Source organism: Kosakonia sp. R1.Fl, assembly GCF_023516815.1.
In the GTDB taxonomy this organism is placed as follows: Bacteria; Pseudomonadota; Gammaproteobacteria; order Enterobacterales; family Enterobacteriaceae; genus Kosakonia.
In genome coordinates this window covers 4,332,448-4,357,484 of record NZ_JAMGSQ010000001.1, presented here as the reverse complement: position 1 = coordinate 4,357,484, position 25,037 = coordinate 4,332,448, and the positions used below count along the sequence as shown (strand labels likewise).

22 protein-coding genes are annotated in these 25,037 nt (G+C 54.4%); 14 read left to right on the top strand and 8 right to left on the bottom strand.

Annotation, left to right across the window (positions count from 1 at the left end; genetic code table 11):
* Nucleotides 1-2: 2 nt before the first annotated feature.
* From nagZ to M8Q36_RS20540, 4 genes are all read left to right on the top strand, one after another.
* Nucleotides 3-1,028 carry a beta-N-acetylhexosaminidase gene (gene nagZ / locus M8Q36_RS20555; RefSeq protein ID WP_249882182.1) on the top strand — a complete coding sequence of 342 codons (1,026 nt, stop codon included), beginning with the start codon at nt 3-5 and terminating at the stop codon, nt 1,026-1,028.
* A gap of 36 nt (nt 1,029-1,064) precedes the next feature.
* Nucleotides 1,065-1,607: an alpha/beta hydrolase YcfP gene (gene ycfP / locus M8Q36_RS20550; protein WP_020457464.1), complete on the top strand. Its 543-nt coding sequence runs from the start codon at nt 1,065-1,067 to the stop codon at nt 1,605-1,607.
* 260 nt (nt 1,608-1,867) lie between these two features.
* Nucleotides 1,868-3,172 carry an NAD(P)/FAD-dependent oxidoreductase gene (locus M8Q36_RS20545; protein ID WP_249882181.1) on the top strand — a complete coding sequence of 435 codons (1,305 nt, stop codon included), beginning with the start codon at nt 1,868-1,870 and terminating at the stop codon, nt 3,170-3,172.
* 195 nt (nt 3,173-3,367) lie between these two features.
* On the top strand, nt 3,368-3,907 hold the full coding sequence (locus M8Q36_RS20540; protein ID WP_020457466.1) for a glycine zipper 2TM domain-containing protein: 540 nt from the start codon (nt 3,368-3,370) through the stop codon (nt 3,905-3,907).
* A gap of 522 nt (nt 3,908-4,429) precedes the next feature.
* Here the strand turns inward: M8Q36_RS20540 and M8Q36_RS20535 are convergent.
* Nucleotides 4,430-5,065: a TetR/AcrR family transcriptional regulator gene (locus tag M8Q36_RS20535; RefSeq protein ID WP_065368728.1), complete on the bottom strand. Its 636-nt coding sequence runs from the start codon at nt 5,063-5,065 to the stop codon at nt 4,430-4,432.
* Nucleotides 5,066-5,309: 244 nt separating this feature from the next.
* On the opposite strand from M8Q36_RS20535, the gene bhsA reads away from it, so the two are divergent.
* Nucleotides 5,310-5,567 carry a multiple stress resistance protein BhsA gene (gene bhsA / locus M8Q36_RS20530; RefSeq protein ID WP_249882180.1) on the top strand — a complete coding sequence of 86 codons (258 nt, stop codon included), beginning with the start codon at nt 5,310-5,312 and terminating at the stop codon, nt 5,565-5,567.
* Nucleotides 5,568-5,644: 77 nt separating this feature from the next.
* Here bhsA and ldtC read toward each other — a convergent pair whose 3' ends face one another.
* The 3 genes from ldtC to M8Q36_RS20515 all read right to left on the bottom strand — a co-directional run bounded on the left by ldtC (nt 5,645) and on the right by M8Q36_RS20515 (nt 11,402).
* Nucleotides 5,645-6,610 carry a L,D-transpeptidase LdtC gene (gene ldtC, locus M8Q36_RS20525; protein WP_249882179.1) on the bottom strand — a complete coding sequence of 322 codons (966 nt, stop codon included), beginning with the start codon at nt 6,608-6,610 and terminating at the stop codon, nt 5,645-5,647.
* 159 nt (nt 6,611-6,769) lie between these two features.
* Nucleotides 6,770-10,216: a transcription-repair coupling factor gene (gene mfd, locus M8Q36_RS20520; protein WP_249882178.1), complete on the bottom strand. Its 3,447-nt coding sequence runs from the start codon at nt 10,214-10,216 to the stop codon at nt 6,770-6,772.
* Between the two features lie 112 nt (nt 10,217-10,328).
* Nucleotides 10,329-11,402, bottom strand: coding sequence for an acyltransferase family protein (locus M8Q36_RS20515; RefSeq protein ID WP_249882177.1), 1,074 nt, complete (start codon nt 11,400-11,402; stop codon nt 10,329-10,331).
* 292 nt (nt 11,403-11,694) lie between these two features.
* Here M8Q36_RS20515 and lolC point away from each other — a divergent pair, with 292 nt between their 5' ends.
* The 8 genes from lolC to M8Q36_RS20475 all read left to right on the top strand — a co-directional run bounded on the left by lolC (nt 11,695) and on the right by M8Q36_RS20475 (nt 19,540).
* Nucleotides 11,695-12,894 (top strand): lipoprotein-releasing ABC transporter permease subunit LolC, encoded by a 1,200-nt coding sequence (gene lolC, locus M8Q36_RS20510; RefSeq protein ID WP_249882176.1) that lies wholly within the window; start codon nt 11,695-11,697, stop codon nt 12,892-12,894.
* Nucleotides 12,887-13,588 carry a lipoprotein-releasing ABC transporter ATP-binding protein LolD gene (lolD, locus tag M8Q36_RS20505; RefSeq protein ID WP_200552877.1) on the top strand — a complete coding sequence of 234 codons (702 nt, stop codon included), beginning with the start codon at nt 12,887-12,889 and terminating at the stop codon, nt 13,586-13,588. The genes lolC and lolD overlap by 8 nt, the downstream gene beginning before the upstream one ends.
* On the top strand, nt 13,588-14,832 hold the full coding sequence (gene lolE, locus M8Q36_RS20500; protein ID WP_249882175.1) for a lipoprotein-releasing ABC transporter permease subunit LolE: 1,245 nt from the start codon (nt 13,588-13,590) through the stop codon (nt 14,830-14,832). The genes lolD and lolE overlap by 1 nt, the downstream gene beginning before the upstream one ends.
* Before the next feature lie 35 nt (nt 14,833-14,867).
* Entirely contained in the window at nt 14,868-15,779 is a 912-nt protein-coding gene (nagK, locus tag M8Q36_RS20495) for an N-acetylglucosamine kinase (protein WP_249882174.1), read from the top strand.
* Between the two features lie 14 nt (nt 15,780-15,793).
* Entirely contained in the window at nt 15,794-16,615 is an 822-nt protein-coding gene (gene cobB, locus M8Q36_RS20490; protein ID WP_249882173.1) for a Sir2 family NAD+-dependent deacetylase, read from the top strand.
* Nucleotides 16,616-16,777: 162 nt separating this feature from the next.
* A complete protein-coding gene (locus tag M8Q36_RS20485; RefSeq protein ID WP_249882172.1) occupies nt 16,778-17,539 on the top strand; it encodes a MipA/OmpV family protein in 762 nt (253 codons plus the stop codon).
* Entirely contained in the window at nt 17,539-18,225 is a 687-nt protein-coding gene (locus tag M8Q36_RS20480) for a response regulator transcription factor (RefSeq protein WP_249882171.1), read from the top strand. The genes M8Q36_RS20485 and M8Q36_RS20480 overlap by 1 nt, the downstream gene beginning before the upstream one ends.
* Nucleotides 18,194-19,540 carry an ATP-binding protein gene (locus M8Q36_RS20475; RefSeq protein ID WP_249882170.1) on the top strand — a complete coding sequence of 449 codons (1,347 nt, stop codon included), beginning with the start codon at nt 18,194-18,196 and terminating at the stop codon, nt 19,538-19,540. Before M8Q36_RS20480 ends, M8Q36_RS20475 begins: the two co-directional genes overlap by 32 nt.
* A gap of 22 nt (nt 19,541-19,562) precedes the next feature.
* Here the strand turns inward: M8Q36_RS20475 and potD are convergent, their stop codons facing one another.
* The 4 genes from potD to potA all read right to left on the bottom strand — a co-directional run bounded on the left by potD (nt 19,563) and on the right by potA (nt 23,490).
* The gene (gene potD, locus M8Q36_RS20470) at nt 19,563-20,609 is read right to left on the bottom strand and encodes a spermidine/putrescine ABC transporter substrate-binding protein PotD (protein WP_097407903.1); all 1,047 of its coding nucleotides are present in this window, start codon (nt 20,607-20,609) and stop codon (nt 19,563-19,565) included.
* 127 nt (nt 20,610-20,736) lie between these two features.
* Nucleotides 20,737-21,534, bottom strand: a complete 798-nt coding sequence (gene potC, locus M8Q36_RS20465) for a spermidine/putrescine ABC transporter permease PotC (RefSeq protein ID WP_249882169.1) — start codon at nt 21,532-21,534, stop codon at nt 20,737-20,739.
* Complete coding sequence (gene potB / locus M8Q36_RS20460) at nt 21,531-22,388, bottom strand: spermidine/putrescine ABC transporter permease PotB (protein WP_249882168.1); 858 nt, start codon at nt 22,386-22,388, stop codon at nt 21,531-21,533. Before potB ends, potC begins: the two co-directional genes overlap by 4 nt.
* Nucleotides 22,372-23,490: a spermidine/putrescine ABC transporter ATP-binding protein PotA gene (gene potA / locus M8Q36_RS20455; RefSeq protein ID WP_249882167.1), complete on the bottom strand. Its 1,119-nt coding sequence runs from the start codon at nt 23,488-23,490 to the stop codon at nt 22,372-22,374. Before potA ends, potB begins: the two co-directional genes overlap by 17 nt.
* Before the next feature lie 290 nt (nt 23,491-23,780).
* On the opposite strand from potA, the gene pepT reads away from it, so the two are divergent.
* Nucleotides 23,781-25,007: a peptidase T gene (pepT, locus tag M8Q36_RS20450; protein WP_249882166.1), complete on the top strand. Its 1,227-nt coding sequence runs from the start codon at nt 23,781-23,783 to the stop codon at nt 25,005-25,007.
* The last annotated feature ends 30 nt before the right edge of the window (nt 25,008-25,037 follow it).

Here is a 25,037-nt window from a genome sequence, read left to right as displayed (position 1 = left end):
ATGTGGGCCCAGTGATGTTGGATGTGGAAGGGTACGAACTGGATGCGGAAGAGCGCGAGATTCTGGCGCACCCGCTGATTGGTGGCCTGATCCTCTTTACCCGTAATTATCACGATCCCGAGCAATTACGGGAGCTGGTGCGCCAGATCCGCAGCGCTTCGCATCATCGTCTGGTGGTGGCAGTTGATCAGGAAGGCGGGCGCGTACAGCGTTTTCGCGACGGCTTTACTCGCTTACCCGCCGCACAATCTTTTGCTGCTTTGCATGGGCTGGAAGAGGGCGGACGGCTGGCTCAGGAGGCGGGTTGGCTAATGGCCAGCGAAATGATCGCCATGGATATCGACATCAGTTTTGCCCCGGTGCTGGATATTGGGCATATCAGCGCGGCGATTGGCGAGCGTTCGTATCATGAAGACCCGGTGAAAGCGCTGGCTATGGCGACGCGCTTTATCGACGGGATGCACAGCGCAGGGATGAAAACCACCGGTAAACACTTTCCCGGTCACGGGGCGGTTACGGCCGATTCCCATAAAGAAACACCACGCGACCCGCGACCACAAGGCGAAATCCGCGCGCATGATATGACGATTTTCCGCAACCTCATTGAGCAAAACAAACTCGATGCGATTATGCCCGCGCATGTGATCTATACCGACGCGGATCCGCGTCCGGCCAGCGGCTCGCCATATTGGCTGAAAACCGTATTACGCGGCGAGCTGGGGTTTGACGGCGTGATTTTTTCGGATGATTTGTCAATGGAAGGCGCGGCTATCATGGGAAGTTACGCTGAACGTGGGCAAGCATCGCTGGATGCCGGTTGCGATATGATCCTGGTCTGTAATAATCGTAAAGGCGCAGTAAGCGTGTTGGATAACCTGTCGCCGATCAATGCACAACGTGTTACGCATTTGTATCATAAAGGTTCATATTCTCGTCAGGAGTTGATGAACTCGGCGCGCTGGAAGGCTGCTCATAACGAGCTGGAGCAGCTACATGCGCGCTGGCAGGAGCACAAAGAGGCTCGTTAATTCCTGCGGACGCGATGTCGAAGTGGTGAGGATACCATGATTATCTATTTACACGGTTTTGACTCAAACAGCCCCGGCAACCATGAAAAAGTGTTGCAGCTGCAGTTTATTGATCCGGATGTGCGTCTGATTAGCTACAGCACGCGCCATCCGAAGCATGACATGCAGCACCTGCTGAAAGAAGTGGATAAGATGTTGCAGCTCAATATCGACGAGCGTCCGCTAATTTGCGGTGTCGGCCTTGGCGGTTACTGGGCAGAGCGCATCGGTTTCCTGTGCGATATCCGCCAAGTGATACTCAATCCTAACCTGTTTCCTTACGAGAACATGGAAGGGAAAATTGACCGCCCGGAAGAGTACCAGGACATTGCCACCAAATGCGTGTCCAACTTTCGTGAGAAAAATCGCGATCGTTGCCTGGTGATCCTCTCGCGCCAGGATGAAGCACTGAACAGCCAGCGCTCAGCCGAGGAGTTGCACCCCTACTACGAAATTGTCTGGGACGAAGAACAGTCGCATAAATTCAAGAATATATCGCCGCACCTCCAGCGTATCAAAGCCTTTAAAACCCTCGGTTAATCCTCTCTTCCGGCAGGTTATTTCACCTGCCGGCGTTATTTTTATCTGTGCGTTTCGCCGGGCATTATTTTGCGTGTCGACTACACTTGCTCATCTTTTAAGCATCAAAACTTGATGCACATCAATTTTGGTATGACCATTGAACCGTTCGTGTTATTCTCAGCGTCAATATCTGGTTGTAAGTGCGTAACTTGTTGTTAACTAAAGGCTATTTTTATAACTTTTAATTAACAATTGGTTAATATTTTAGGGGGGTCACGTTGACTACACCATTGAAGAAAATTGTGATTGTAGGCGGTGGTGCTGGTGGTCTGGAACTGGCGACGCAGTTAGGTAAAAAGCTTGGCCGTGGCAAAAAAGCGAAAATCACGCTTGTCGATCGTAACCACAGCCATTTGTGGAAACCGTTGCTGCATGAAGTAGCGACGGGTTCGCTGGATGAAGGGGTTGATGCGCTGAGCTACCTGGCGCACGCGCGTAATCACCATTTTCAGTTCCAGCTCGGTTCTGTCGTCGATATTAACCGCGAAAGCAAAACCATTACGCTTGCTGAATTGCGCGATGAGAAGGGCGATTTACTGGTGCCGGAACGTAAACTGGCCTATGACACGCTGGTAATGGCGCTCGGCAGTACCTCGAACGACTTCAACACGCCTGGCGTGAAAGAGCACTGCATTTTCCTCGACAACCCACACCAGGCGCGCCGTTTCCACCAGGAGATGCTCAATCTGTTCCTGAAATATTCGGCGAACCTTGGCGCTAATGGCAAAGTCAATATTGCGATTGTTGGCGGTGGGGCAACCGGCGTTGAACTCTCTGCGGAGCTACACAACGCGGTGAAACAGCTGCACAGTTATGGTTATAAAGGCCTGACAAACGAAGCGCTGAACGTGACGCTGGTGGAAGCCGGTGAACGTATTCTGCCTGCGCTGCCGCCACGTATTTCCGGTGCCGCGCATAACGAGTTGACCAAAATGGGCGTACGCGTACTGACCCAAACGATGGTGACCAGCGCCGATGAAGGTGGTCTGCACACGAAAGAAGGCGAATACATCAACGCCGATCTGATGGTGTGGGCGGCGGGTATCAAAGCGCCGGACTTTATGAAAGAGATTGGCGGTCTGGAAACCAACCGTATTAACCAACTGGTGGTCGAACCAACATTGCAAACCACCCGCGATGCGGATATTTACGCGATTGGCGATTGCGCGTCGTGTGCCCGACCGGAAGGTGGTTTTGTACCGCCGCGTGCGCAGGCCGCTCACCAGATGGCAAGCCTTGCTTTGCATAACATTCTGGCGCAGATCAAAGGTAAGCCGCTGAAACCGTATGTCTATAAAGATCATGGCTCACTGGTTTCCCTGTCCAATTTCTCAACCGTTGGCAGCCTGATGGGCAACCTGATGCGCGGTTCGATGATGGTAGAAGGCCGTATTGCACGCTTTGTGTACATCTCGCTGTACCGCATGCACCAGGTCGCGCTGCATGGTTATTTCAAAACCGGCCTGATGATGCTGGTCGGCAGCATTAACCGGGTGATCCGCCCGCGTCTCAAATTGCACTAACGTGGTTCTGCTCCCTGCGGCTTTATCTGCCCGGGGAGCAGCATATCCCTCTAGTGATGGCGTCAAACCGCTCGGATAACTCTGAATGTCGTCATTTTCCTGCCCACTATCCCTCTTTTTACGTTCTTTCTGATTGGCTTCCTTGCTTGCGAAGTTGCAAAATTGTTACCAATAGCAAACAGGGAGAGAATCCTGATGAATAAATCAATGTTAGCGGGTATCGGTATTGGCGTGGCCGCTGCACTGGGCGTTGCCGCAGTTGCCAGCCTGAACGTGTTTGAGCGTGGTCCTCAGTATGCGCAAGTGGTTTCTGCGACGCCAATCAAGGAAACGGTTAAAACGCCACGTCAGGAGTGTCGAAATGTCACAGTGACGCATCGTCGTCCCGTGCAAGATGAAAACCGTATTACCGGTTCTGTACTCGGCGCGGTAGCGGGTGGTGTGCTGGGGCACCAGTTTGGTGGTGGTCGCGGTAAAGATGTCGCCACGGTCGTTGGTGCGCTGGGCGGCGGTTACGCCGGTAATCAAATTCAGGGCGGGATGCAAGAAAGGGATACCTACACCACGACCCAGCAACGTTGCAGCACCGTGTATGACAAGTCAGAAAAAATGCTCGGCTATGACGTGACGTATAAAATTGGTGACCAACAGGGAAAAATCCGCATGGATAAAGATCCCGGTACGCAAATTCCGCTGGATGGCAATGGTCAACTCGTTTTGAATAACAAAGCGTAAAACAGAAGTACTCTGCATGTTGGCTCCTCATCGCTCAGGCTGAGGAGCCTTTTTTCATTAAAAAAGCCTCACATTTCTGCAAGGCTTTAATCAGTCAAATGAAGTCGTGTTGGCGAACCAGCAGCAGGCCTGTTATCACAATTGAGATAAACGCAAACAGTACTGAACCACCCAACAAAACCCACAGACCAAATAATAATGTTATTACTATTAACACTTTAATGAATGGTAATAGCAAAATCATCTCCATTTTCCTTCTGCATGTGTTAAGTACAGGTAAATACCCTTTATCCTCGGAAGTCGTTCAATACAGCACTTAGGGTGAGAGCAAAGGAAAGCAAGTACATAGCTGCATCATCATGATGCTCATTATTTGTATCACCCGGACTAATCATTAGCCGCGCAATAATCACAATTAAGAATAGCAAAGCGAGGAAAAACGCTGATAGATTTTACCTATTATTGAAATGTGATATCTCTATCACAGAGGCGAGATGAGACGGTTTCCCGTCTCATTTTTTTTCAAGCTTTGATCAAATCTGGCCACAGCCGCAGGGTGGTTTGAATGATTTGCAGCAGTTTTTCACAACTCGCGCCTTCACGCGCGCTGATGGACATGCCCTGCAAGATACATCCTAAAAACTGCGCTAATGCGAGCGTGTCAACCGCTTGCGGAATTTCGCCACGTAGTTGGCGAGCAGTGAGAAACTGACGCAGCGTCTCTTCCTGCTGTGCATGTCGGGATTTAATGGTGTTCGCAATTGCCTGCGACGATGCCGCCAGCGTTGCCGAGGTGTTGATCATAAAGCACCCGGCGGGTGTATCCGTACTGGTAAAGCACTTCGCCACGGCGGTGAAGTAATCCCGCAGCGCGCTTTCCACCGATTTTTCTTCGCACAACAGCTGCGCTTCGTGCTGACGCGCGAATCGGGTGATGTAACGATCGAGGACGGCGCGAAACAGCCCCTCTTTGTTGGTGAACTCGGCATACAGCGTCGGCGCTTTCGCCCCGGTCGCTTCGACGAGATCGGATAATGATGTGGCTTCGTAACCATGTTGCCAAAATAGCGTCATGGCTTTGTCGAGCGCCGCTTCCCTGTCGAACACTTTCGGTCGGCCACGGCTTTTTTTGGTGCAACTACTGACTTCACTGGTCATATTGCCGCCTAACCTTTGTTAGTTTGTTGAATGACCATTATAAAAATATTCTCGCCAGATAACCAGCAGCAAATTAGCACATATTGATAAATCCTATCTTTATGAATTTTAAATGAATTTAATTTTATTTAACGATCATTATAAAAATAAATTGACGCATGATGCAGATCACATCTACGATTTGTGTATCGATCGTTAACTTAATGTTTAACGACATCCTTCACCTGCATCCAGGAAAGACATCATGAAAACTATCACTGCGCTGTTTACTGCTGCTGTACTGAGTTCTCTCTCTTTCGCCAGTTTCGCTGCTGTTGAAGTGCAATCTACTCCGACAGGCCAGCAGGAAGTGGCGACCATTGGTGTACGTGCAAACTCCAACCTCGCCTCTGTTGAAGATCAACTGGCACAGAAAGCCGATCAGATGGGCGCGAAATCGTTTCGCATCACTTCGGTGACTGGCTCCGACAATCTGCACGGCACGGCTATTCTCTACAAATAAGCCGTACGCATTACGCCACAGCCATAAAAAAGGCCCCGCGAATTATCGCGGGGCCTTTTTTTACGTCGGCAGGGCAGTTACATCACCTGCGACACATTTTCAATGTGGCGGGTGACATCGACCGGCATCCCGGAACGCACTTCCATTACGTGGTTCATTACTGCTGCATCGCTGCGGACATCATCTTTGAACGCTTGCATCGCGGCATTCAGCACGATGGGTAATGTTTTAGGATCATCGTTAATCGATTTTGATAGCGGCTGATGCACTTCAACCAGACGCCTGCCATCAGGCTCAACTGACGCTTTGATCGGCGTATTGATGATATTCACTGGCGTACCCGGGGAAACCTGGGCAAACAGGTTAGAGATGTCCTTGTCACGCAGGCGAATGCAGCCGGAGCTAACGCGCATACCGATACCGAAATCGGCGTTAGTGCCGTGCAGCAAATAGACGCCACCAAACGCGGCAAGGCGAATGGCATGGTGGCCCATCGGGTTATCCGGCCCGGCAGGCATCACCGCGGGTAGATCTATTCCCTGTGCTTTATAACGCGCGCGAATATTTGCGGTCGGTGTCCAGGTGGGGTTCGCGCGTTTATCCGAGACCGTGGTGACCATAGTGGGCGTCAGCGTGTCACCACCCAGTTGGCCAATGCCGATCGGGTAAACCGTGACTTCGTTTTTACCCGGCGGATAGTAATAGAGGCGCAGTTCGGCGAGGTTGATCACAATGCCTTTGCGCGGCACATCGGGCAGCAGCGTTTGCAGCGGAATGGTCAGTACACTGCCCGCGCGCGGGACATACGGATCGATACCGGGGTTGGCCTGCAAAAGCGCAAGGAACCCCACATTATATTGCTTAGCAATCGCCTCGAGTGAACCGCCGTCATTCTGCACGACATGAAAACGGTTCTCGCCAACCAGATTGCTGCCGGAAGGGGGTAAAGGCCAGGTATTAGCGTGTGCGGGTAGGGCGAGAGCGACAGTGGCAGCGGCGGCCAGCAGCGCGAGCCAGTGAATGAAACGCGACGTTTTAATCATTACCATAATCCATGTAAATCATAAGGTTATTGCTATAAAGCTCTGTGATGGAATTATGGTAGGTCAGCGTGTAGGGAAATCCTGGAGTATTGCAAAATATTTGTAAATGTTGAGGAAAGTAAAGGTGCCGGGCCATGCGACCCGGCGTAACGCATTTTGTCAGGCTACCGCGTTTTCGGCTAGCTGCTGCATAAAATTACGAACCCAATCCATCCGCACTTTGCGCTCGCTGAGATCCTGCATAAATTTCAGCCGCGTTGGGCCATCGAGGCGGAAATGCTGTGGTTGTTTCTGCAGCAAGCCAATCAGCCACGCCGGATTGACATGATTTTTCGCGTTGAACTCAATCATGCCGCCTTTCTCGTTGCCTTCCAGCTTGCGGATCCCCAGTTTTTGCGCCTGCTGGCGCAAGCGGGCAATATCCAGCAGGGTACGCGCCGCATCCGGCAACAGGCCGAAACGGTCAATCAGCTCAACTTTAATCTCCTCCAGCGCATTCTCATCTTTAGCGCTGGCGATGCGTTTATAGAATGACAGGCGCGTGTTGACGTCAGGAATAAAGTCATCCGGCAACAGCGAAGGCATACGTAATTCAACTTCAGTTTGCTGGCTGGTGAGATCTTCCAGCGACGGCTCGCGGCCCGCTTTCAGCGCATCGACCGCGTTTTCCAGCAGCTCCATATAGAGCGAAAAGCCGATAGTTTCCATCTGCCCACTCTGGTCTTCGCCCAGTAGTTCTCCCGCGCCACGAATTTCCAGATCATGCGTAGCCAGCGCAAAGCCTGCGCCTAAATCTTCCAGCGAGGCGATGGCCTCCAGGCGTTTTTGCGCATCTGTGGTCATCGCTTTGGGATGCGGCGTCAGCAGCCAGGCGTAGGCCTGATGGTGCGAACGCCCGACACGTCCGCGCAACTGGTGTAGCTGCGCAAGGCCGAAGTGATCGGCGCGTTCAATAATGATGGTGTTGGCGGTCGGAATATCGATCCCGGTTTCAATAATGGTGGTGCATACCAGCACGTTGAAACGTTGATGGTGGAAATCATTCATCACCCGCTCCAGCTCGCGTTCACGCATCTGGCCGTGACCGATGGCGATGCGCGCTTCCGGCACCAGTTCCGCCAGCCGGTCGGCGGCTTTCTGGATATTTTCCACATCATTGTAGAGATAGTAGACCTGCCCACCGCGCAGGATCTCGCGCAGTATTGCCTCGCGAACCACCAGGTTGTCGTACTCGCGGACAAAGGTTTTTACCGCCAGGCGGCGCGCGGGCGGGGTGGCGATAATCGACAGATCGCGCATCCCGCTCATCGCCATATTCAGCGTACGGGGGATCGGCGTGGCGGTCAGCGTCAGGATATCCACATCGGCGCGCATCGCTTTAATACGCTCTTTGTGGCGCACACCGAAACGGTGCTCTTCATCGACAATTAACAGGCCGAGATCCTTCAGTTTGACATCGCTTTGCAACAGCTTGTGCGTGCCAATCAGAATATCGATTTTTCCTTCGGCGGCCTGCTCCAGGATCTGCGCCTGCTCTTTGGCGCTGCGAAAACGTGAAAGCATTTCGATGCGCACCGGCCAGTTGGCGAAGCGATCGCGGAAGTTATCGAAGTGCTGCTGAGCGAGCAGAGTGGTGGGCACCAGCACCGCCACCTGCTTATTATTCTCGACCGCGAGAAACGCAGCGCGCATCGCTACTTCAGTTTTACCGAAGCCGACATCACCACACACCAGGCGGTCCATTGCCAGCGGCTGGCACATATCGCTGAGCACCGCATTAATGGCCTGAGCCTGATCCGGCGTGGTTTCAAACGGGAAACTGTCGCAGAAAAGTTGATACTGCTCTTTGTCATGTTTAAAGGCGAAGCCCGCTTTGGCGGCGCGCTGCGCGTAAATATCCAGCAGTTCTGCGGCGACATCGCGCACTTTTTCCGCCGCTTTTTGCCGCGCGCGCGACCAGGCATCGCTCCCCAGTTTATGCAGCGGCGCATTCTCTTCCGCACCACCTGCATAGCGGCTGATTAAATGCAGTGACGAGACGGGTACATACAGTTTGGCGTCACCGGCGTAGGTCAGCATCAGGTATTCACCTTTGATGCCGCCCGCTTCCAGCGTGGTCATTCCGGCATAACGCCCCACGCCGTGCTCCAGGTGCACCACCGGCTGGCCGTCATGCAGTTCGGCCAGGTTACGGATCAAAGTATCCGGGTTGATGGTGCGCCGTGTATCCTGGCGGCGACGCGCGACGCGCTCACCGAGCAGATCGCTTTCACAAATTAGCGCCCGGCTGCGTAACGTATCGATAAAGCCGTGTTCTGCGGCACCGATCATCAGGTATGCGCCCGGCGTTTCGGCTTCGTCGAGACGCATAATGCGCTTAGGCGCAACTTTGATGCGTGCCAGCAGCTCAATTAACGCCTCGCGACGACCTTCACTCTCGACGGAGAAGACCACCGGTCCGCCGAACGATTCCAGAAACTTACGCAGGTTATCGAGCGGTGATTTCTGCTGCGCCTGTACCGCCAGATCCGGTAATGACCTATAACCCAGGTTAATATGCGCGGCTTTGTCGGAGAGTTGTTCGGTTTTTAACTGGATGCGCGGCCATTTCTTCAGCTCGCTATAGAGTTCATCAACGCGAAGCCACAGCGTTTCCGGCGGTAGCAAAGGGCGCATGGGATCAACACCACGATTCTCAAAACGCGCCTGCGTCTCCTGCTGGAAGCGTTCGGCGCTGTTTTCCAGATTACCGGTGTTGACCAGCAACGTATTCGCCGGGAAATAACTGAACAGTGGCGGTAGCGGTTCGCTGAAAAACAGCGGTTGCCAGTACTCAATCCCGGTAGGCAACGTACCTTTGCTGACTTGCTGGTAGATATGCTCTGCGTCGCGTTTGACCTCAAATTTATCGCGCCACTGGCTGCGGAACAGCTCAATGGCGTTTTTATCGGTCGGGAATTCGTGCGCGGGCAGTAAGTTAATCGCCTCGACTTCTTCCAGCGTACGCTGGGTATCAGCGTCGAACAGACGCAAACTGTCGATTTCGTCGTCGAAAAAGTCGAGGCGGAAGGGCTGCTCGCTGCCCATTGGGAAAAGATCGAGCAGCGCGCCGCGCGTGGCGTACTCCCCATGCTCCATAACCTGATCAACATGACGATAACCCGCGCTATCCAGTTGGCTACGCAGTTCATCGCGCGACAAACGTTGCCCTTTTTTCATCACCAGCGCATGGCCATGCAGGTAACTGTGCGGGCAAACGCGTTGCATCAGGGTATTTACCGGAACAATCAGCACGCCGCGCTGCATGGAGGGGAGTTGATATAACGTCGACAGGCGGGAAGAGATAATTTCCTGATGTGGCGAGAAACTGTCATACGGCAGCGTTTCCCAGTCGGCAAGGTTCATCACCAGGTTATCGGTAAATTGCCCAATCTCATCCTGCAAGCGCAGCGCGTTTTGCATATCCGGCGCAATCAGCACGACCGGGCCAGGATGGCGCTCAATGATTTCCGCAACTTCGGTGGCGCAGGCAGCACCTGTCAGTTCGCCAAACTGGCGCTGGTCGCCTGCTTTGACAGGCAGGGAATAACGGTATTGTTCAGGCATGGGGATATCAAGATCTCGTTATGGATATGCCCCCGTTATGGGGGCATATCCCTGATACGCAATACCATTATTATCTGTGATTAGGCGGGTTTAGCCAATACGACGTGCAGGATTAACGCGCTTGCACCGTCGTGAGATGTTTCGTTGGCGGCGTGAAAAAGAGATCGGCGAACAGCGCCGACGACAATTTTCGCACCATCAGCCCAACCAGCGTACAAATCAGCAACGTGGCGAACGGATAGACTAACAGCAGCGCCAGTTCGACCGTTTGCGGCCATGCGCCCGCGTTCATCGGTTTGAGCAGCGCAAGGCTGATGGCCTCAATCAGAATACGGTGAGTGGTATAAATCGCCAGCGTATTGGAGCCGACCACGTTCAGCAGGCTCTTTTCGTTGGGGGGAAAACGCTGCTCCAGCATCTGGAACAAACGCATAATGCCCACAATAGAAAGCAGGCACAGCGGCAGTGGCATATTGAACATCCACAGCCCGAAAGCCACCACGGCCACCAGCGCAAACAGTAATCCGTAGCGGCGGAACGACACGGTTTTGACCCACTCCATGACGCTTGCTCCATACCAGGCACCGAGAGAATAGAAAATCATATTGCGAACCACGCTGTTCATCCCCCACCACGGCAGCGGCAGGTAATTAATCGCCAGGCTTGCCAGGATCATCAGCGCTAATACCGGCGCTTTCCAGTTGCTGAGCAGCTTACAAAGCGTGAAATAGACCACCAGCGCATAGAGATACCACAAGCTGGTGCTGGCGGTGAGCATGCCCTTAAGGAACTCACGCCAGTTCTCCGCGTAAGCCGCGTTGGCGGCATTACTCAGATCGCGCTGCGGCGCGAGCCAGTCATTGATCTGGCTTAGACCAGCCCATTGCAGGAGGCCCCACAGCACCAGCACATAAACGATGCTCCAGATACGCTTATCAAGCGTTTCTTTCCACGGCACATCGTCTATATAGCGGCGAATGAGATAGCCGGAGATAAAAAAGAACACCGGCATACGAAACGGCGCGAGGTAAAGGTTGAAATAAATCCAGCATTTAGAGAGCGTTTGCGACCACGGATGCTGGAAAGTGGACAGGTGCGGGTAAAACGTGATGACGGAGTGATAAACCACAACCAGACAAATACATAACCCCTTGATTTGATTAATCCATAATGTTTTCTGTTTCATTAACACGGTTGCCTGTTTTGCCAAAATCCTGGTCGTTGATCCTGGGCAGACAGGAGAGGGATGTATTGGGGAAGTGTCTGTATTTGTTCATTTTCGGATTAAGGTGAGGGGAGTTAACGGTCAACAGCCGTACAAACAAACGGAAATGCAAACTGGCTGACGGTTGTTTATTGGTTTGATTTCACGGAATTTTTCCTTATCTGTCTGACGAATACTTACCGTTTCACTCATTTACGCTCTGTGCTTTCGCTTATATACTCCTCACTCTGCTATCAGCAACCAGACGGATTTCATGTACCAGCCTGTCACTCTTTTCATAGGCCTGCGCTATATGCGCGGGCGCGCAGCGGACCGCTTCGGCCGCTTTGTCTCCTGGCTGTCAACCATTGGCATCACCCTCGGTGTTATGGCGCTGGTAACGGTGTTATCGGTGATGAATGGCTTTGAGCGCGAACTGCAAAATAACATTCTGGGGCTGATGCCGCAGGCCACTCTCACCACGCAAAACGGCTCTCTGAATCCAGCGCAGCTCCCGGCAAGCCAAATCAAATTACAGGGCGTGACGCGAATTGCGCCGCTCACTACCGGCGATGTGGTGCTTCAGAGCGCGCGCAGTGTGGCGGTTGGCGTGATGATGGGCATCGATCCAGCACAACCCGATCCGCTGACGCCGTATCTGGTGAATGTCAAACAAAGCGACCTGCAAGCGGGCAAATACAACATTATCCTCGGTGAGCAACTGGCCGGGCAACTGGGCGTGAACCGTGGCGATCAAATCCGCGTGATGGTGCCGTCTGCCAGCCAGTTTACGCCGATGGGCCGTTTGCCGAGCCAGCGTCTGTTCACCGTGGTGGGTACATTTGCGGCGAACAGTGAAGTCGACGAATACCAGATGCTGGTCAATATTGATGACGCTTCACGCCTGATGCGCTACCCGGCGGGGAATATCACCGGCTGGCGTTTATGGCTGAATGAGCCGCTGAAAGTCGATGTGCTCAGCCAGCAGACATTGCCGGAAGGCACCAAATGGCAGGACTGGCGCGATCGTAAAGGCGAGCTGTTCCAGGCCGTGCGGATGGAAAAAAACATGATGGGGCTGCTGCTGAGCCTGATCATCGCCGTTGCGGCATTCAACATTATTACCTCGCTTGGTCTGATGGTGATGGAAAAGCAGGGCGAGGTAGCGATTTTACAAACCCAGGGCTTAACCCCACGTCAAATCATGGCCGTGTTTATGGTACAAGGAGCCAGCGCCGGGATTATTGGCGCGTTGCTGGGTGCCGGGCTGGGCGCGCTGCTCGCCAGCCAGTTAAATAATCTGATGCCGATTATTGGTGCCTTCCTTGATGGTGCAGCTCTGCCGGTGGCGATTGAACCGCTGCAGGTGATTGGTATTGCGCTGGTGGCAATGGCCATCGCGCTGCTCTCTACGCTTTATCCTTCCTGGCGCGCTGCCGCCACTCAACCCGCTGAGGCTTTACGTTATGAATAAGATCCTGTTGCAATGCGACAACCTGTGCAAACGCTATCAGGAAGGCAGTGTGCAAACCGACGTACTGCATGATGTCAGCTTTAGCATGGCGGAAGGGGAGTTAATGGCGATTGTCGGCAGCTCCGGCTCCGGTAAAAGTACGCTGTTGCACCTGTTGGGCGGGCTGGATACGCCAACCTCAGGTGATGTGATTTTCCGTGACCAGCCGATGAGCAAACTCTCCTCGACCGCCAAAGCGGAGCTGCGTAACCGGGAATTAGGCTTTATCTACCAGTTCCACCATTTGTTGCCGGACTTCACCGCGCTGGAAAACGTGGCAATGCCGCTGCTGATTGGCAAAAAGAAACCGGCGGAAATTAATGAACGTGCTCTGGAAATGTTGCGCGCGGTTGGGCTTGAACATCGCGCCAGCCATCGTCCTTCCGAGCTTTCCGGCGGCGAACGCCAGCGTGTGGCCATTGCCCGCGCGCTGGTCAACAATCCGCGCCTGGTACTGGCGGATGAACCGACCGGGAACCTCGATGCGCGTAATGCAGACAGCATTTTCGAACTGCTGGGCGAACTGAATAAAATGCAGGGCACGGCTTTCCTCGTGGTGACACATGATTTACACCTGGCGAAACGCATGAACCGCCAACTGGAAATGCGTGATGGTCGCCTGAACACTGAAGTCACCCTGATGGGGGCCGAGTAATGGCCTCACCCCTCTCTTTACTGATTGCGCTGCGTTTTAGCCGTGGTCGCCGTCGTGGCGGCATGGTGTCGCTGATTTCGGTGATCTCCACCGTTGGTATCGCGCTGGGTGTGGCGGTGCTGATTGTCGGTTTAAGTGCGATGAACGGTTTCGAACGTGAACTGAACAACCGCATTCTGGCGGTGGTGCCGCACGGTGAAATCGAGCCGGTGAATCAGCCATGGACGAACTGGGACACAGCGCTGGAAAAAGTGAAAAAAGTGCCGGGCATTGCCGCCGCTGCGCCCTATATTAATTTTACCGGGCTGGTGGAAAGTGGTGCCAACCTGCGCGCGATTCAGGTGAAAGGCGTTGACCCAACGCAGGAAACGCAGCTCAGCGCCTTGCCGAAATTTGTACAGGGCGACGCCTGGCAAAATTTCCGCGCCGGTGAGCAGCAGATCATTCTGGGTAAAGGCGTGGCCGATGCGCTGAAAGTGAAGCAGGGCGACTGGGTTTCTATCATGATCCCCAACTCCGATGACGCGCATAAACTGCTGCAACCCAAACGCGTGCGTTTGCATGTGACGGGCATTCTGCAACTGAGCGGTCAGCTTGATCACAGCTATGCGATGATCCCGATGCAGGATGCGCAGCAATATCTGGATATGGGCGGCAGCGTCACCGGCATCGACATCAAAGTGAATGATGTGTTTAACGCCAATAAACTGGTGCGCGACGCGGGGGAAGTGACCAACAGCTACGTCTATATCAAAAGCTGGATCGGTAAGTACGGCTACATGTACCGCGACATCCAGATGATCCGCGCCATAATGTATCTGGCGATGGTTTTAGTGATTGGCGTGGCCTGTTTTAACATTGTCTCGACGCTGGTCATGGCGGTAAAAGACAAGAGTGGTGATATTGCCGTGCTGCGTACGCTCGGGGCGAAAGATGGGCTTATCCGCGCCATTTTCGTCTGGTACGGTCTGCTGGCGGGCCTGCTTGGCAGCATCAGCGGTGTGGTGATCGGCGTTGTTGTGTCGTTGCAATTAACGCCAATCATTAACGTGATTGAAAAGTTGATCGGCCATCAGTTCCTGTCGGGAGATATCTACTTTATCGATTTCCTGCCATCGGAGCTGCACCCGCTGGATGTCGTTTATGTGCTGGTGACGGCGCTGGCGCTAAGCCTGCTGGCAAGCTGGTATCCGGCGCGCCGGGCGAGCAATATTGATCCTGCACGAGTGCTGAGCGGGCAGTAATTCCGCGTGGAACGGGCCACAACGAAGGAGTGGCAATGAATTACGGATTTGATATCGGCGGCAGTAAAATCGCGTTGGGCGTCTTTGACGCCAACCGGCGCTTACAGTGGGAAAAGCGCGTCGCCACCCCGCACGACAGCTATCAGACGTTTCTGCGCGCCATTGCCGATCTGGTTGCCGAAGCAGATGCGCATTTCGGTGTCAAAGGCAGCGTCGGCGTCGGTATTCCCGGCATGCCGGAAACCGCCGACGGCACGCTGTATGCCGCTAATCTTCCCGCCGCCAGCGGTCGACCGTTGCGCGCCGACCTTACTGCGTTGCTTGAGCGCAATGTGCGTATCGACAACGACGCCAACTGCTTTACGCTCTCCGAAGCCTGGGATGACGAATTCCGCCAGTATCCGCTGGTGATGGGGTTAATCCTCGGCACCGGCGTTGGCGGTGGGCTGGTGGTGAATGGCAAATCCATCTCTGGCCGTCGCTTTATCACCGGTGAGTTCGGTCATATCCGCCTGCCGGTGGATGCGCTGGGGCTGATGGGCTTTGATTTCCCGCTGACTCGCTGCGGCTGCGGAAAAATCGGTTGTATCGAAAACTATCTCTCCGGGCGCGGTTTTGCGTGGCTGTACCGACACTTCTATCATCAATCCTTGTCAGCGCCGGAAATCATTACGCGCTGGGAACAGGGCGAGGCGAAGGCGCTGGCGCACGTGGAACGTTACGTGGATTTGCTGGCGGTGTGTCTGGGCAATATTCTGACTATCGTCGACCCGGATCTGCTGGTGATTGGCGGCGGTTTATCGAATTTCAACGCGCTGACCCGGTTGCTGCCGGCGCGTATTGCGCCGCATCTGTTACCGGCAGGCGATGTACCGCGTATCGAACGCGCGCGCCACGGCGATGCGGGCGGGATGCGCGGCGCGGCCTTTCTTCACCTCACTGACTAATCTGAGAGGATGCTATGCAATCGCGACGTTCACATCGTCTCAGCCGTTTTCGCCGTAACAAGCGCCGTTTGCGCGAGCGCTTACGTCAGCGAATTTTTTTCAGAGACACAATGGTGCCAGGCGTAATGGAAAAACCAAGAGTCGTCGTTCTGACGGGAGCGGGCATTTCCGCTGAATCCGGTATTCGAACCTTCCGCGCGGCAGACGGGCTGTGGGAAGAGCATCATGTTGAAGACGTGGCGACACCGGAAGGTTTTGCCCGCAACCCGCAACTGGTGCAAACCTTCTATAACGATCGGCGCAGGCAGCTGCAACTGCCGGAGATTGTGCCGAATGCCGCGCATCTGGCGCTGGCGAAGCTGGAGCAGGCACTGGGCGATCGCTTTTTGCTGATCACGCAAAACATCGACAATCTGCACGAACGCGCGGGCAATAAAAACATTATCCATATGCATGGTGAGCTGCTGAAAGTTCGCTGTTCGCAAAGCGGGCAGGTGCTGGCGTGGAAGGGCGATGTCACGCACGATGACAAATGCCACTGCTGCCAGTTCCCGGCGCCGCTGCGCCCGCATGTGGTGTGGTTTGGCGAAATGCCGCTGGGGATGGACGAGATTTACAGCGCGCTGGCAATGGCGGATGTGTTTATCGCGATTGGCACCTCCGGGCATGTTTATCCGGCTGCCGGGTTTGTGCATGAAGCGAAACTGCAGGGCGCGCACACCGTAGAGCTGAATCTCGAACCGAGCCAGGTCGGCAGCGAATTTGAAGAGAAACATTACGGACTGGCAAGCCAGGTCGTGCCGGAATATGTCGAAAAGCTGCTGAAAGGGCTTTAACGATCAACGCCATCCTTTTTTGCTAAGAGGATGGTGGTTTAGCGCGCTTTTTGCTGATCTGCTCGCCACGCGCCAGCGTGACTATCGTGAAAATCGCCGGTAAGTTCCCCGTAAGACAATCCCCCTGATGATAGCGTTTCCACCGCTAACAGGAGCATCATCATGGGTGTTGTGCCACGTTGTGTTGTCGCAGCAAGTCTCGTCTCTGTTGTCTTTGCCGCCCAGGCAGAAACACCGCCGGTTTGGGGAATTGGCGTCGGCGTGATTAGCACGCAAAAGCCTTACCAGGATAGTGACCGTCAGTACACCCCGATCCCGATTCTGCATTATGAAAACCGTTATTTCCGTTTTTTAGGCACGGCGGCTGAAGTTAAATTGCCCGCGCTGCATCTTAGTGAAACCCAACAGCTCAATATCGGTCTAATAGCCCGTTACGACGGGGCAGGTTATTCGTCCGATGATGCCGATATCCTGAAAGAGATGGACAAGCGCAAAGGGGGATTCTGGGGCGGGGCGGGCATTGAGTGGCAAAACCCGGTGGTGGATCTGTTTGCCGACTGGACGCACGATCTTTCCGGCAACAGCAGCGGGCAGCGTTTACGCCTGGGCGCAGAAAAAAGCTGGCATCTGAGCGAGCAATTTACGCTGACGCCGCGCCTGGTCGCCAGCCGTTATAACAGCAGCTATGCCGATTATTATTACGGCGTGCGCCGTAGCGAAGCACGTCCGTGGCGGCCAGCGTACCGTGCGGATGCGATGATTAACACCGAAATAGGTGTACGCAGCCTGTACGCGTTCAATGAACATCACTCGCTGATGGTTGATGTGGAAATGACGCTGCTGGCGTCAGAAATTAAGGACAGCCCGCTGGTGGACAGGACTAACGAAAACCGCATCTTTATGAGTTATCTGTACTATTTCTGATGAGCCGAATATTACTGATTGAAGATCACGACCATCTGGCGCGCCTGATTGCTAAAGGGCTGGCGGCGGCGGGGATCGCTGCGGATATTGTCGGGCGCGGCGATGCGGCCTGGACGGCGATAGCGCAGGTCTCCTACCAGGGGTTGGTGCTCGATCGCGGCTTGCCCGATGGCGACGGTCTCCAGTTGTTGCATCGCCTGCGCCAGGCGCAGGTCGCGATCCCGTGTTTGATCCTCACCGCCCGCGATGCGCTGCACGATCGCGTCGAAGGGCTGGAGGCCGGTGCAGATGACTATCTTGCCAAGCCGTTTGCCATGGAGGAGCTGGTGGCGCGTGTACGTGCTTTGTTGCGCCGTCCGGCGCAAAGCCAGCCGCTGCAACCGGCATGGGGCGATCTAACCCTGTTGCCGGAAACCAGCATTATGCAGTGTGGCGAACAGCATATTGCGCTGGCACCTGCTGAGCTGCAAATCATGTTAGCGCTGGTGGGAAAGCAGGGCGGCGTAGTGCGCCGTAGCCGGATGGAAGCCGCTGGATGGGGTTTAAGCGATGCGGTGACGCCGAACGCGCTCGACGTCGCGCTGCACCGGTTAAGGCGTAAGTTAACGGCGATTGGTTCGCGCCTGCAGATTGTTAACCTCAGGGGATTAGGCTATGCCATCCGGGAAAAAACGTTGGCTGAATAGCCTTGCGCTGAAGATCCTGCTGGCGTTTGTCGCCGGGGCGCTGCTGAGTATTGCGTTGCTGGTGCTGTCTGGCAGGGTGGTGAAAGAGCGCTTACCGGGGATGGATCTTTCTGACTACACCCACCGGCTGGCTCAGGAATTGCAGTTTGACGTGCGCGGGCAGCCGAGCGGGTTCAATAACGGCGATCAGTATCCACTGTGGATCTACCAGAGCATCACCGATGATGTGGCTTATCGCGTGCTGGATGATGAAGGGCAAGTCGTGCTGATGTCACCCGGCGCGCAGCACTGGCCGACGCTTGCACCGCAAGTATCACGAGAGTTTAAATTCACGCTTAACGGCATGATTTACGATGGTGCGACCGAACCGTATGTTCTTGCAGGCAAAACCTGGTGGATCCAGATGGCCGCCAGCTCGCGGATTATCGATTTTCTGCATCGCGGTTTTGCCTTACCGTTTATCCGCTTTGGTATCGAGTTGTTCAGCCTGGTGCTGCTGGTGGTCTTCGGGCTTTGTGCGTGGGTGACGCTGAAATATTCCCTCAAGCCGCTGCGCAATGTGTCGACGGAGGCGGCGCTTATCTCGCCGCGATCGCTCGATGCGCGTCTGCAAACACGCGGCGTACCGACAGAGATCTCCCCGCTGATTGACAGCTTCAACCAGGCGCTGGCGCGACTTGAGAAGGGGTATCGCAATCAGCAGGATTTTCTGGCGAAAGCGGCGCATGAGCTAAAAACACCGCTGACGCTGATTCGAACAGAAGTAGAAATGATGGAGGCCACAGAGGACGCGCGCGGGCCGCTGTTGTTGCAGGTCGAACATCTGGCGCGTCAGGTTCAGCAGTTATTACTGCTGGCTGAGGCCAGCGAACCGCTGAGCTACCGGTTTGCTCAGGTTGATGCCCATGCGATTGCCCGCGATTGCGTGCAGTTTCTTCAGCGTATCGCTTCAGATGCGCAGGTTGCGTTGACCTTATCAACGGCTGACGATCCGCTGTGCTGGCGCGCCGATCGCGGGGCGTTATTCACCCTGCTTAAGAACCTGATCGAGAACGCTATCCAGCACGCGCCGCCCGGTACGGAAGTGCATATAACCGTCAGTGAAAAGGGGTTCACGGTGTGCGATGTCGGGCCGGGCGTGGCGGAAGAGGAATTGCCTTTGCTGTTTTCACGCTTCTGGCGCGGCGCGCATCGACGCGATAGCGGAGCCGGGCTGGGGCTGGCGATTTGCCATGAAATTGCGCTGGCGCACGGCTGGACGTTGCAGGCGGAAAATGCCAGACCGGGGTTGCTTCTGGCGGTGTCGACCGGGTGAGCGACCCGGTCGACGAAAGCGGTTAACGGCCCGCTTTTAACTTCTGGTAGTACTCTTCATAAATGGCGCTGGTGCTGCCGACATCGTTTTGCCATTCACCTTTCTGGATGGTTTCGGCATCCGGATAGAGGGATTTATCGTTTGCCACTTCAGGTTTGAGTAGCTTACGCGCCGCCAGGTTTGGCGTCGGGTAGCCGATGGTTTCCGCCACCTGTTTGGCGATTTCCGGGCGCAGCAGGAAGTTAATCAATTTCAGCGCACCGTCGACGTTTTTCGCGTTTGCGGGAATCGATAAGCTGTCCATCCAGAAAATACCGCCTTCTTTCGGCCACACGACCTCCAGCGGCGTTCCCGCCTGGCGCGCAACCCAGGCGGAGCCATTCCACACCATCCCGAGGTTCACTTCGCCTTCCATATACGGGTTCGCCGGGTTATCGGAGTTGAACGCCGCCACGTTTGGCATCAGTTTTTGCAGCTCTTTATAAGCCGCTTCAATCTCTTTCACATCGGTGGTATTGCCGGAATAACCGAGTTTGCGCAGCGCCATCTGGAACACTTCGCGCGCATCATCAGTTAACAGCAGGCTGCTTTTGTATTCCGGTTTCCACAGATCTGCCCAACTGGTGATGGTTTTCGCATCGATGGCGTCAGTATTGACGCCGATCGCCGTCGCGCCCCAAATGTACGGAATGGAGTAATCGTTATTCGGGTCGAACGGCTTGTTAAGCATCTCGGGATCGAGATTGTGGAAGTTAGTCAGCTTCGTTTTGTCGATCTTCTGGATCATGCCCTCTTTGCGCATTTTGTCCACGAAGTAGGTCGACGGCACCACCAGGTCGTACGCGCCTTCTTTATAGGTTTTGAGCTTGGCGTACATCGTTTCATTCGATTCATACGTCGAATAGATAACCTTGATGCCGGTCTCTTTGGTGAACTGCTCCAGCAGGCCCGGCGGCACATACTCGGTCCAGTTATAGAAATAGAGTGTTTTGTTGTCGTCAGCGTGTGCGGCGCTCATGCCGAGGGCAAGTGCGCCCGCCGCGAGCAGGTGGCGTGACCATTTTTTCATTCAAACGTCCCCTGAGTTAGAGCCTGTCTTGCAGGCTATTTTATTTGCCATTCCGGGTCTGGACAGTGCCCGAACGCCTCACGTACTGCGGCTTCTGCGCGCTGTCCGCCCGAACTGGCTGCATCCATTACGCCTGGCGAGGCAGGCTTTTTGTTTTCGTCGTATCACGCGCAATCAACTGGCTGGCAATCACCAGTACCAGCGACAGCACCAGCAGGATCGTCGCCAGCGCGTTCACTTCCGGCGATACGCCAACTTTGACCATTGAGTAGATCTTCAACGGCAGAATTTCATATCCCGGCCCGGTGACGAAAGAGGAAACCACGACGTCATCCATCGACAGGGTAAAGCTCAGCAGCCAGCCTGCGGCGACAGCAGGCATTGCCAGTGGCAGGATGATTTTGCGCAGGATGGTCATCTCGCTGGCACCCAGATCTTTGGCCGCTTCCAGCATCCGCACATCAAACCCTTTCAGCCGCGAGAACACCGTGACCACCACAAACGGCAGGCAGAAGGTGATATGCGAAAACAGCAGCGACCAGAAACCCAGCTGCACGCCGAGCAGCATAAACAGCACCAGCAGCGAAATTGCCATCACGATATCCGGCGACATCATCACCACAAACAGCATGCCGCTGACAAACGGTTTGCCGCGAAAACGGTAGCGGTAAAGCGCCACGGCAGTCAGCGAGCCAATTAACGTCGAGAACGTTGCCGACAGCACCGCCATCGTCAGCGAGTGCTGCGCCGCCTGCAGCAGGCTGTCGTTATTCATCAACAGGCTGTACCACTGGGTGGAGAAGCCCTGCCAGTTGATGCCAAAGCGCGAGCTGTTAAAAGAGTTGACGATCAAAATAATGATCGGGATATAAAGGTAAGCGTAAATCGCGGTCATAAAACCGCCGCGCAGCAGTCGACCGATCATTCGAGCTCCACCTTCTTATTCAGCAATCGCGCGGTGCGCCAGTAAACCAGCAGCATCAGCCCCATCACGATGGTCAGTGTGATGCTGGTTGCCGACCCAAACGGCCAGTCGCGGATGTTCAGGAACTGGCTCTTAATCACGTTGCCGACCAGCAGATTTTTTGCGCCGCCCATCAAATCCGAGACGTAGAACAGCCCCATGGCCGGCAGCATCACCAGCAAACAACCGGCGACAATCCCCGGCATCGTCAGCGGAATAATGATGCGGATAAAGGTTTGCAACTTGCTGGCACCGAGATCTTTTGCCGCTTCCAGCAGCGGTTTATCGAGCTTTTCGATACTGGAGTAGAGCGGCATGACCATAAACGGCAGCAGAATGTAGACCAGCCCGATAATCACCGCGCCGGGGGTAAACATAATGCGCAGCGGCGTATCGATAACGCCCAGCCATAGCAGGAACTCGTTAAGATACCCTTTCGTGCTGAGGAAAATTTTCAGCCCATAGATGCGGATCAGTGAGTTGGTCCAGAAGGGGACAATCAGCAAAAACAGCAGTAACGGACGCACCTTTGCGGGCAGTTTCGCCAGAAACCAGGCAAACGGATAGCCCAGCGCCAGACACATCAGCGTGGCGATAAACGCCATGTTGAGCGAATGCAGCAGCACGTCGAAATAGAGCGGATCCAACAGCCTGGTGTAGTTATCCAGCGTAAAGACCAGTTTGACGAAGTTAGCATCGTCGCGGGTCAAAAAGCTGGTGGCGATGATCATCAGGTTGGGCAGAAAAACAAACAGTACAAGCCAACCGACGATGGTCGCGATCACGCCCTTCTGGAATTTACTTGTACTCTTCATCAGCCAGCACGACCTCCCAGCTCTCTACCCAGTTGATGGCCATTTTCTGGTCCAGCGAATGGTCAAAATCCGGGTCGTCTTCATTAAAGAACTCGCTGACCATCACCATTTTGCCGTTTTCCAGCTCGACCATCGATTCCAGCGTCATCCCTTTATAGTTACGTTCGCGCACGTAGCCAATCAGCCCTTCGGTTTCGGCAATATCATGGATCTCTTCGACGCGCAGATCTTCCGGGCGCAGCAGCACGTTCAGCTGCTGGCCTTTTTCCACCGCGAAATTGACATGGATATTGCACTCGCGACCTTCGACGTTTGCCCGCACGCGGCTGTCGTCCAGACGCTCAATCACCGTGGCGCTGAAAATATTGATTTCACCAATAAAGCTGGCGACGAACAGGTTTTTCGGCTCTTCATAAATTTCGCGCGGCGTGCCGTCCTGCTCGATGCGCCCGTCGCGCATCACCACGATGCGATCTGACATGGTCAGCGCTTCTTCCTGATCGTGGGTCACAAAGACAAACGTGATACCGAGCTTGCGCTGCAACGCTTTCAGTTCGTTCTGCATCTGCTTGCGCAGCTTATAGTCGAGCGCGGAGAGGGACTCATCCAGCAGCAGTAAACGCGGTTTATTCACTACCGCGCGGGCAATGGCGACACGCTGTTGCTGGCCGCCGGAGAGCTGATGCGGTTTACGCTGGGCGAACTCGTCAAGCTGCACCATACGCAGCGCTTCGGTGACGCGCGGGGGAATTTCTTGCGCCGGCGTTTTTTGCATCCGCAGGCCAAATGCCACGTTTTCGAACACGGTCATATGCGGGAAGAGGGCGTAACTTTGAAAGACGGTATTTACATGGCGGTGTTCTGCCGGAACGTGGGTGATATCCTGGGCATCAAGATGGATATGGCCGACATCAACGCTTTCCAGCCCGGCGATCAGGCGAAGAACCGTCGTTTTACCGCAGCCCGAAGGGCCAAGCAGCGTCAGAAATTCGCCGTTATTGATGGTGAGATTAAAATCAGAAATGACATTTTTGCCATCAAAGCTTTTGCGAATACCGGCCAGTTGCACCAGCGGTGAACGCGAACGCGATTGTGTGTTCAATTATTTACTCTGTCCCGTGTTTGCGCATCAAAAGTGATATCCGATGCGGGGTTTGTGATGAACCACCTTCAGGGTTGTGCACGATTTTAGGGCTGGCATTCTACGGCAAACCCATGAAATCGCCAATTGTTGTTCTCTTTTGACCGCGCAACACCGCATGTTCTCAACAATACTGACTACGCCGCGCGCAATTTTGAAAATATTGCCGTTTACGGGGTAAAAGTGACCTGACGCAATATTTGTCTTTTCGCGCTTACTGATAATGTTGTGACATTTTGTAGGGGGGCTTCATGGACAAATTATTAGAGCGTTTTTTGCAGTACGTTTCTCTGGATACTCAATCTAAGCCCGGCGTCCGCCAGGTGCCAAGCACAGACGGCCAATGGAAGCTCCTGCGTTTACTTCAGAACCAGCTGGAAGAGATGGGGCTGGAAAATGTGACATTAAGCGACAAAGGCACGGTGATGGCGAAACTGCCGTCGAATGTGCAAACGCCGGTTCCGGCCATTGGTTTTATTTCTCATGTCGACACCTCGCCAGATTACAGCGGCAAAAATGTTAACCCGCAAATTGTTGAAAATTATCGCGGCGGCGATATCGCGCTGGGCATTGGCGATGAGATCCTCTCGCCGGTGATGTTCCCGGTGCTGCACCAGATGCTGGGTCAGACGCTGATCACCACCGACGGCAAAACGCTGCTTGGCGCGGACGATAAAGCCGGCGTCGCCGAAATCATGACCGCGCTGGCGGTGCTGAAAAAGAAAAATATTCCGCATGGCGACATTTGCGTCGCCTTCACGCCGGATGAAGAAGTGGGCAAAGGGGCGAAGCATTTCGACGTGGAGAAATTCGGCGCGAAATGGGCCTATACCGTTGATGGCGGCGGCGTGGGCGAGCTGGAGTTTGAGAACTTCAACGCGGCGTCGGTGAACATAAAAATTGTTGGCAACAACGTGCATCCCGGCACGGCGAAAGGGGTGATGGTGAACGCCTTGACGCTCGCCAGCAAAATTCACGCGCTGGTGCCGGAAGAGGAGAGCCCGGAACAGACCGAGGGCTACGAAGGGTTTTATCATCTCACCAGCATTAAAGGCTCGGTCGATCGCGCCGACATGCACTACATCATCCGCGATTTTGACCGCAAAAACTTCGAAGCGCGTAAACGTAAGATGATGGAGATCGCCAAAAAAGTCGGCAAAGGTCTGCACCCGGAGTGCTATATCGAACTGGTGATTGAAGACAGCTATTACAATATGCACGAGAAAGTGGTCGAGTTTCCGCACATTCTGGACGTGGCGCAACAGGCCATGCGCGACTGCGATATTGAGCCGGATCTGAAACCGATTCGCGGCGGCACTGACGGGGCGCAGCTCTCGTTTATGGGATTACCCTGTCCGAACCTGTTTACCGGCGGCTATAACTACCACGGTAAACATGAGTTTGTAACGCTGGAAGGCATGGAGAAAGCGGTGCAGGTGATTGTACGCATCGCCGAACTGACCGCCAAAGCTGAGTAAACCTCCTCTCATTGCCCGGTGGCAAGCGCC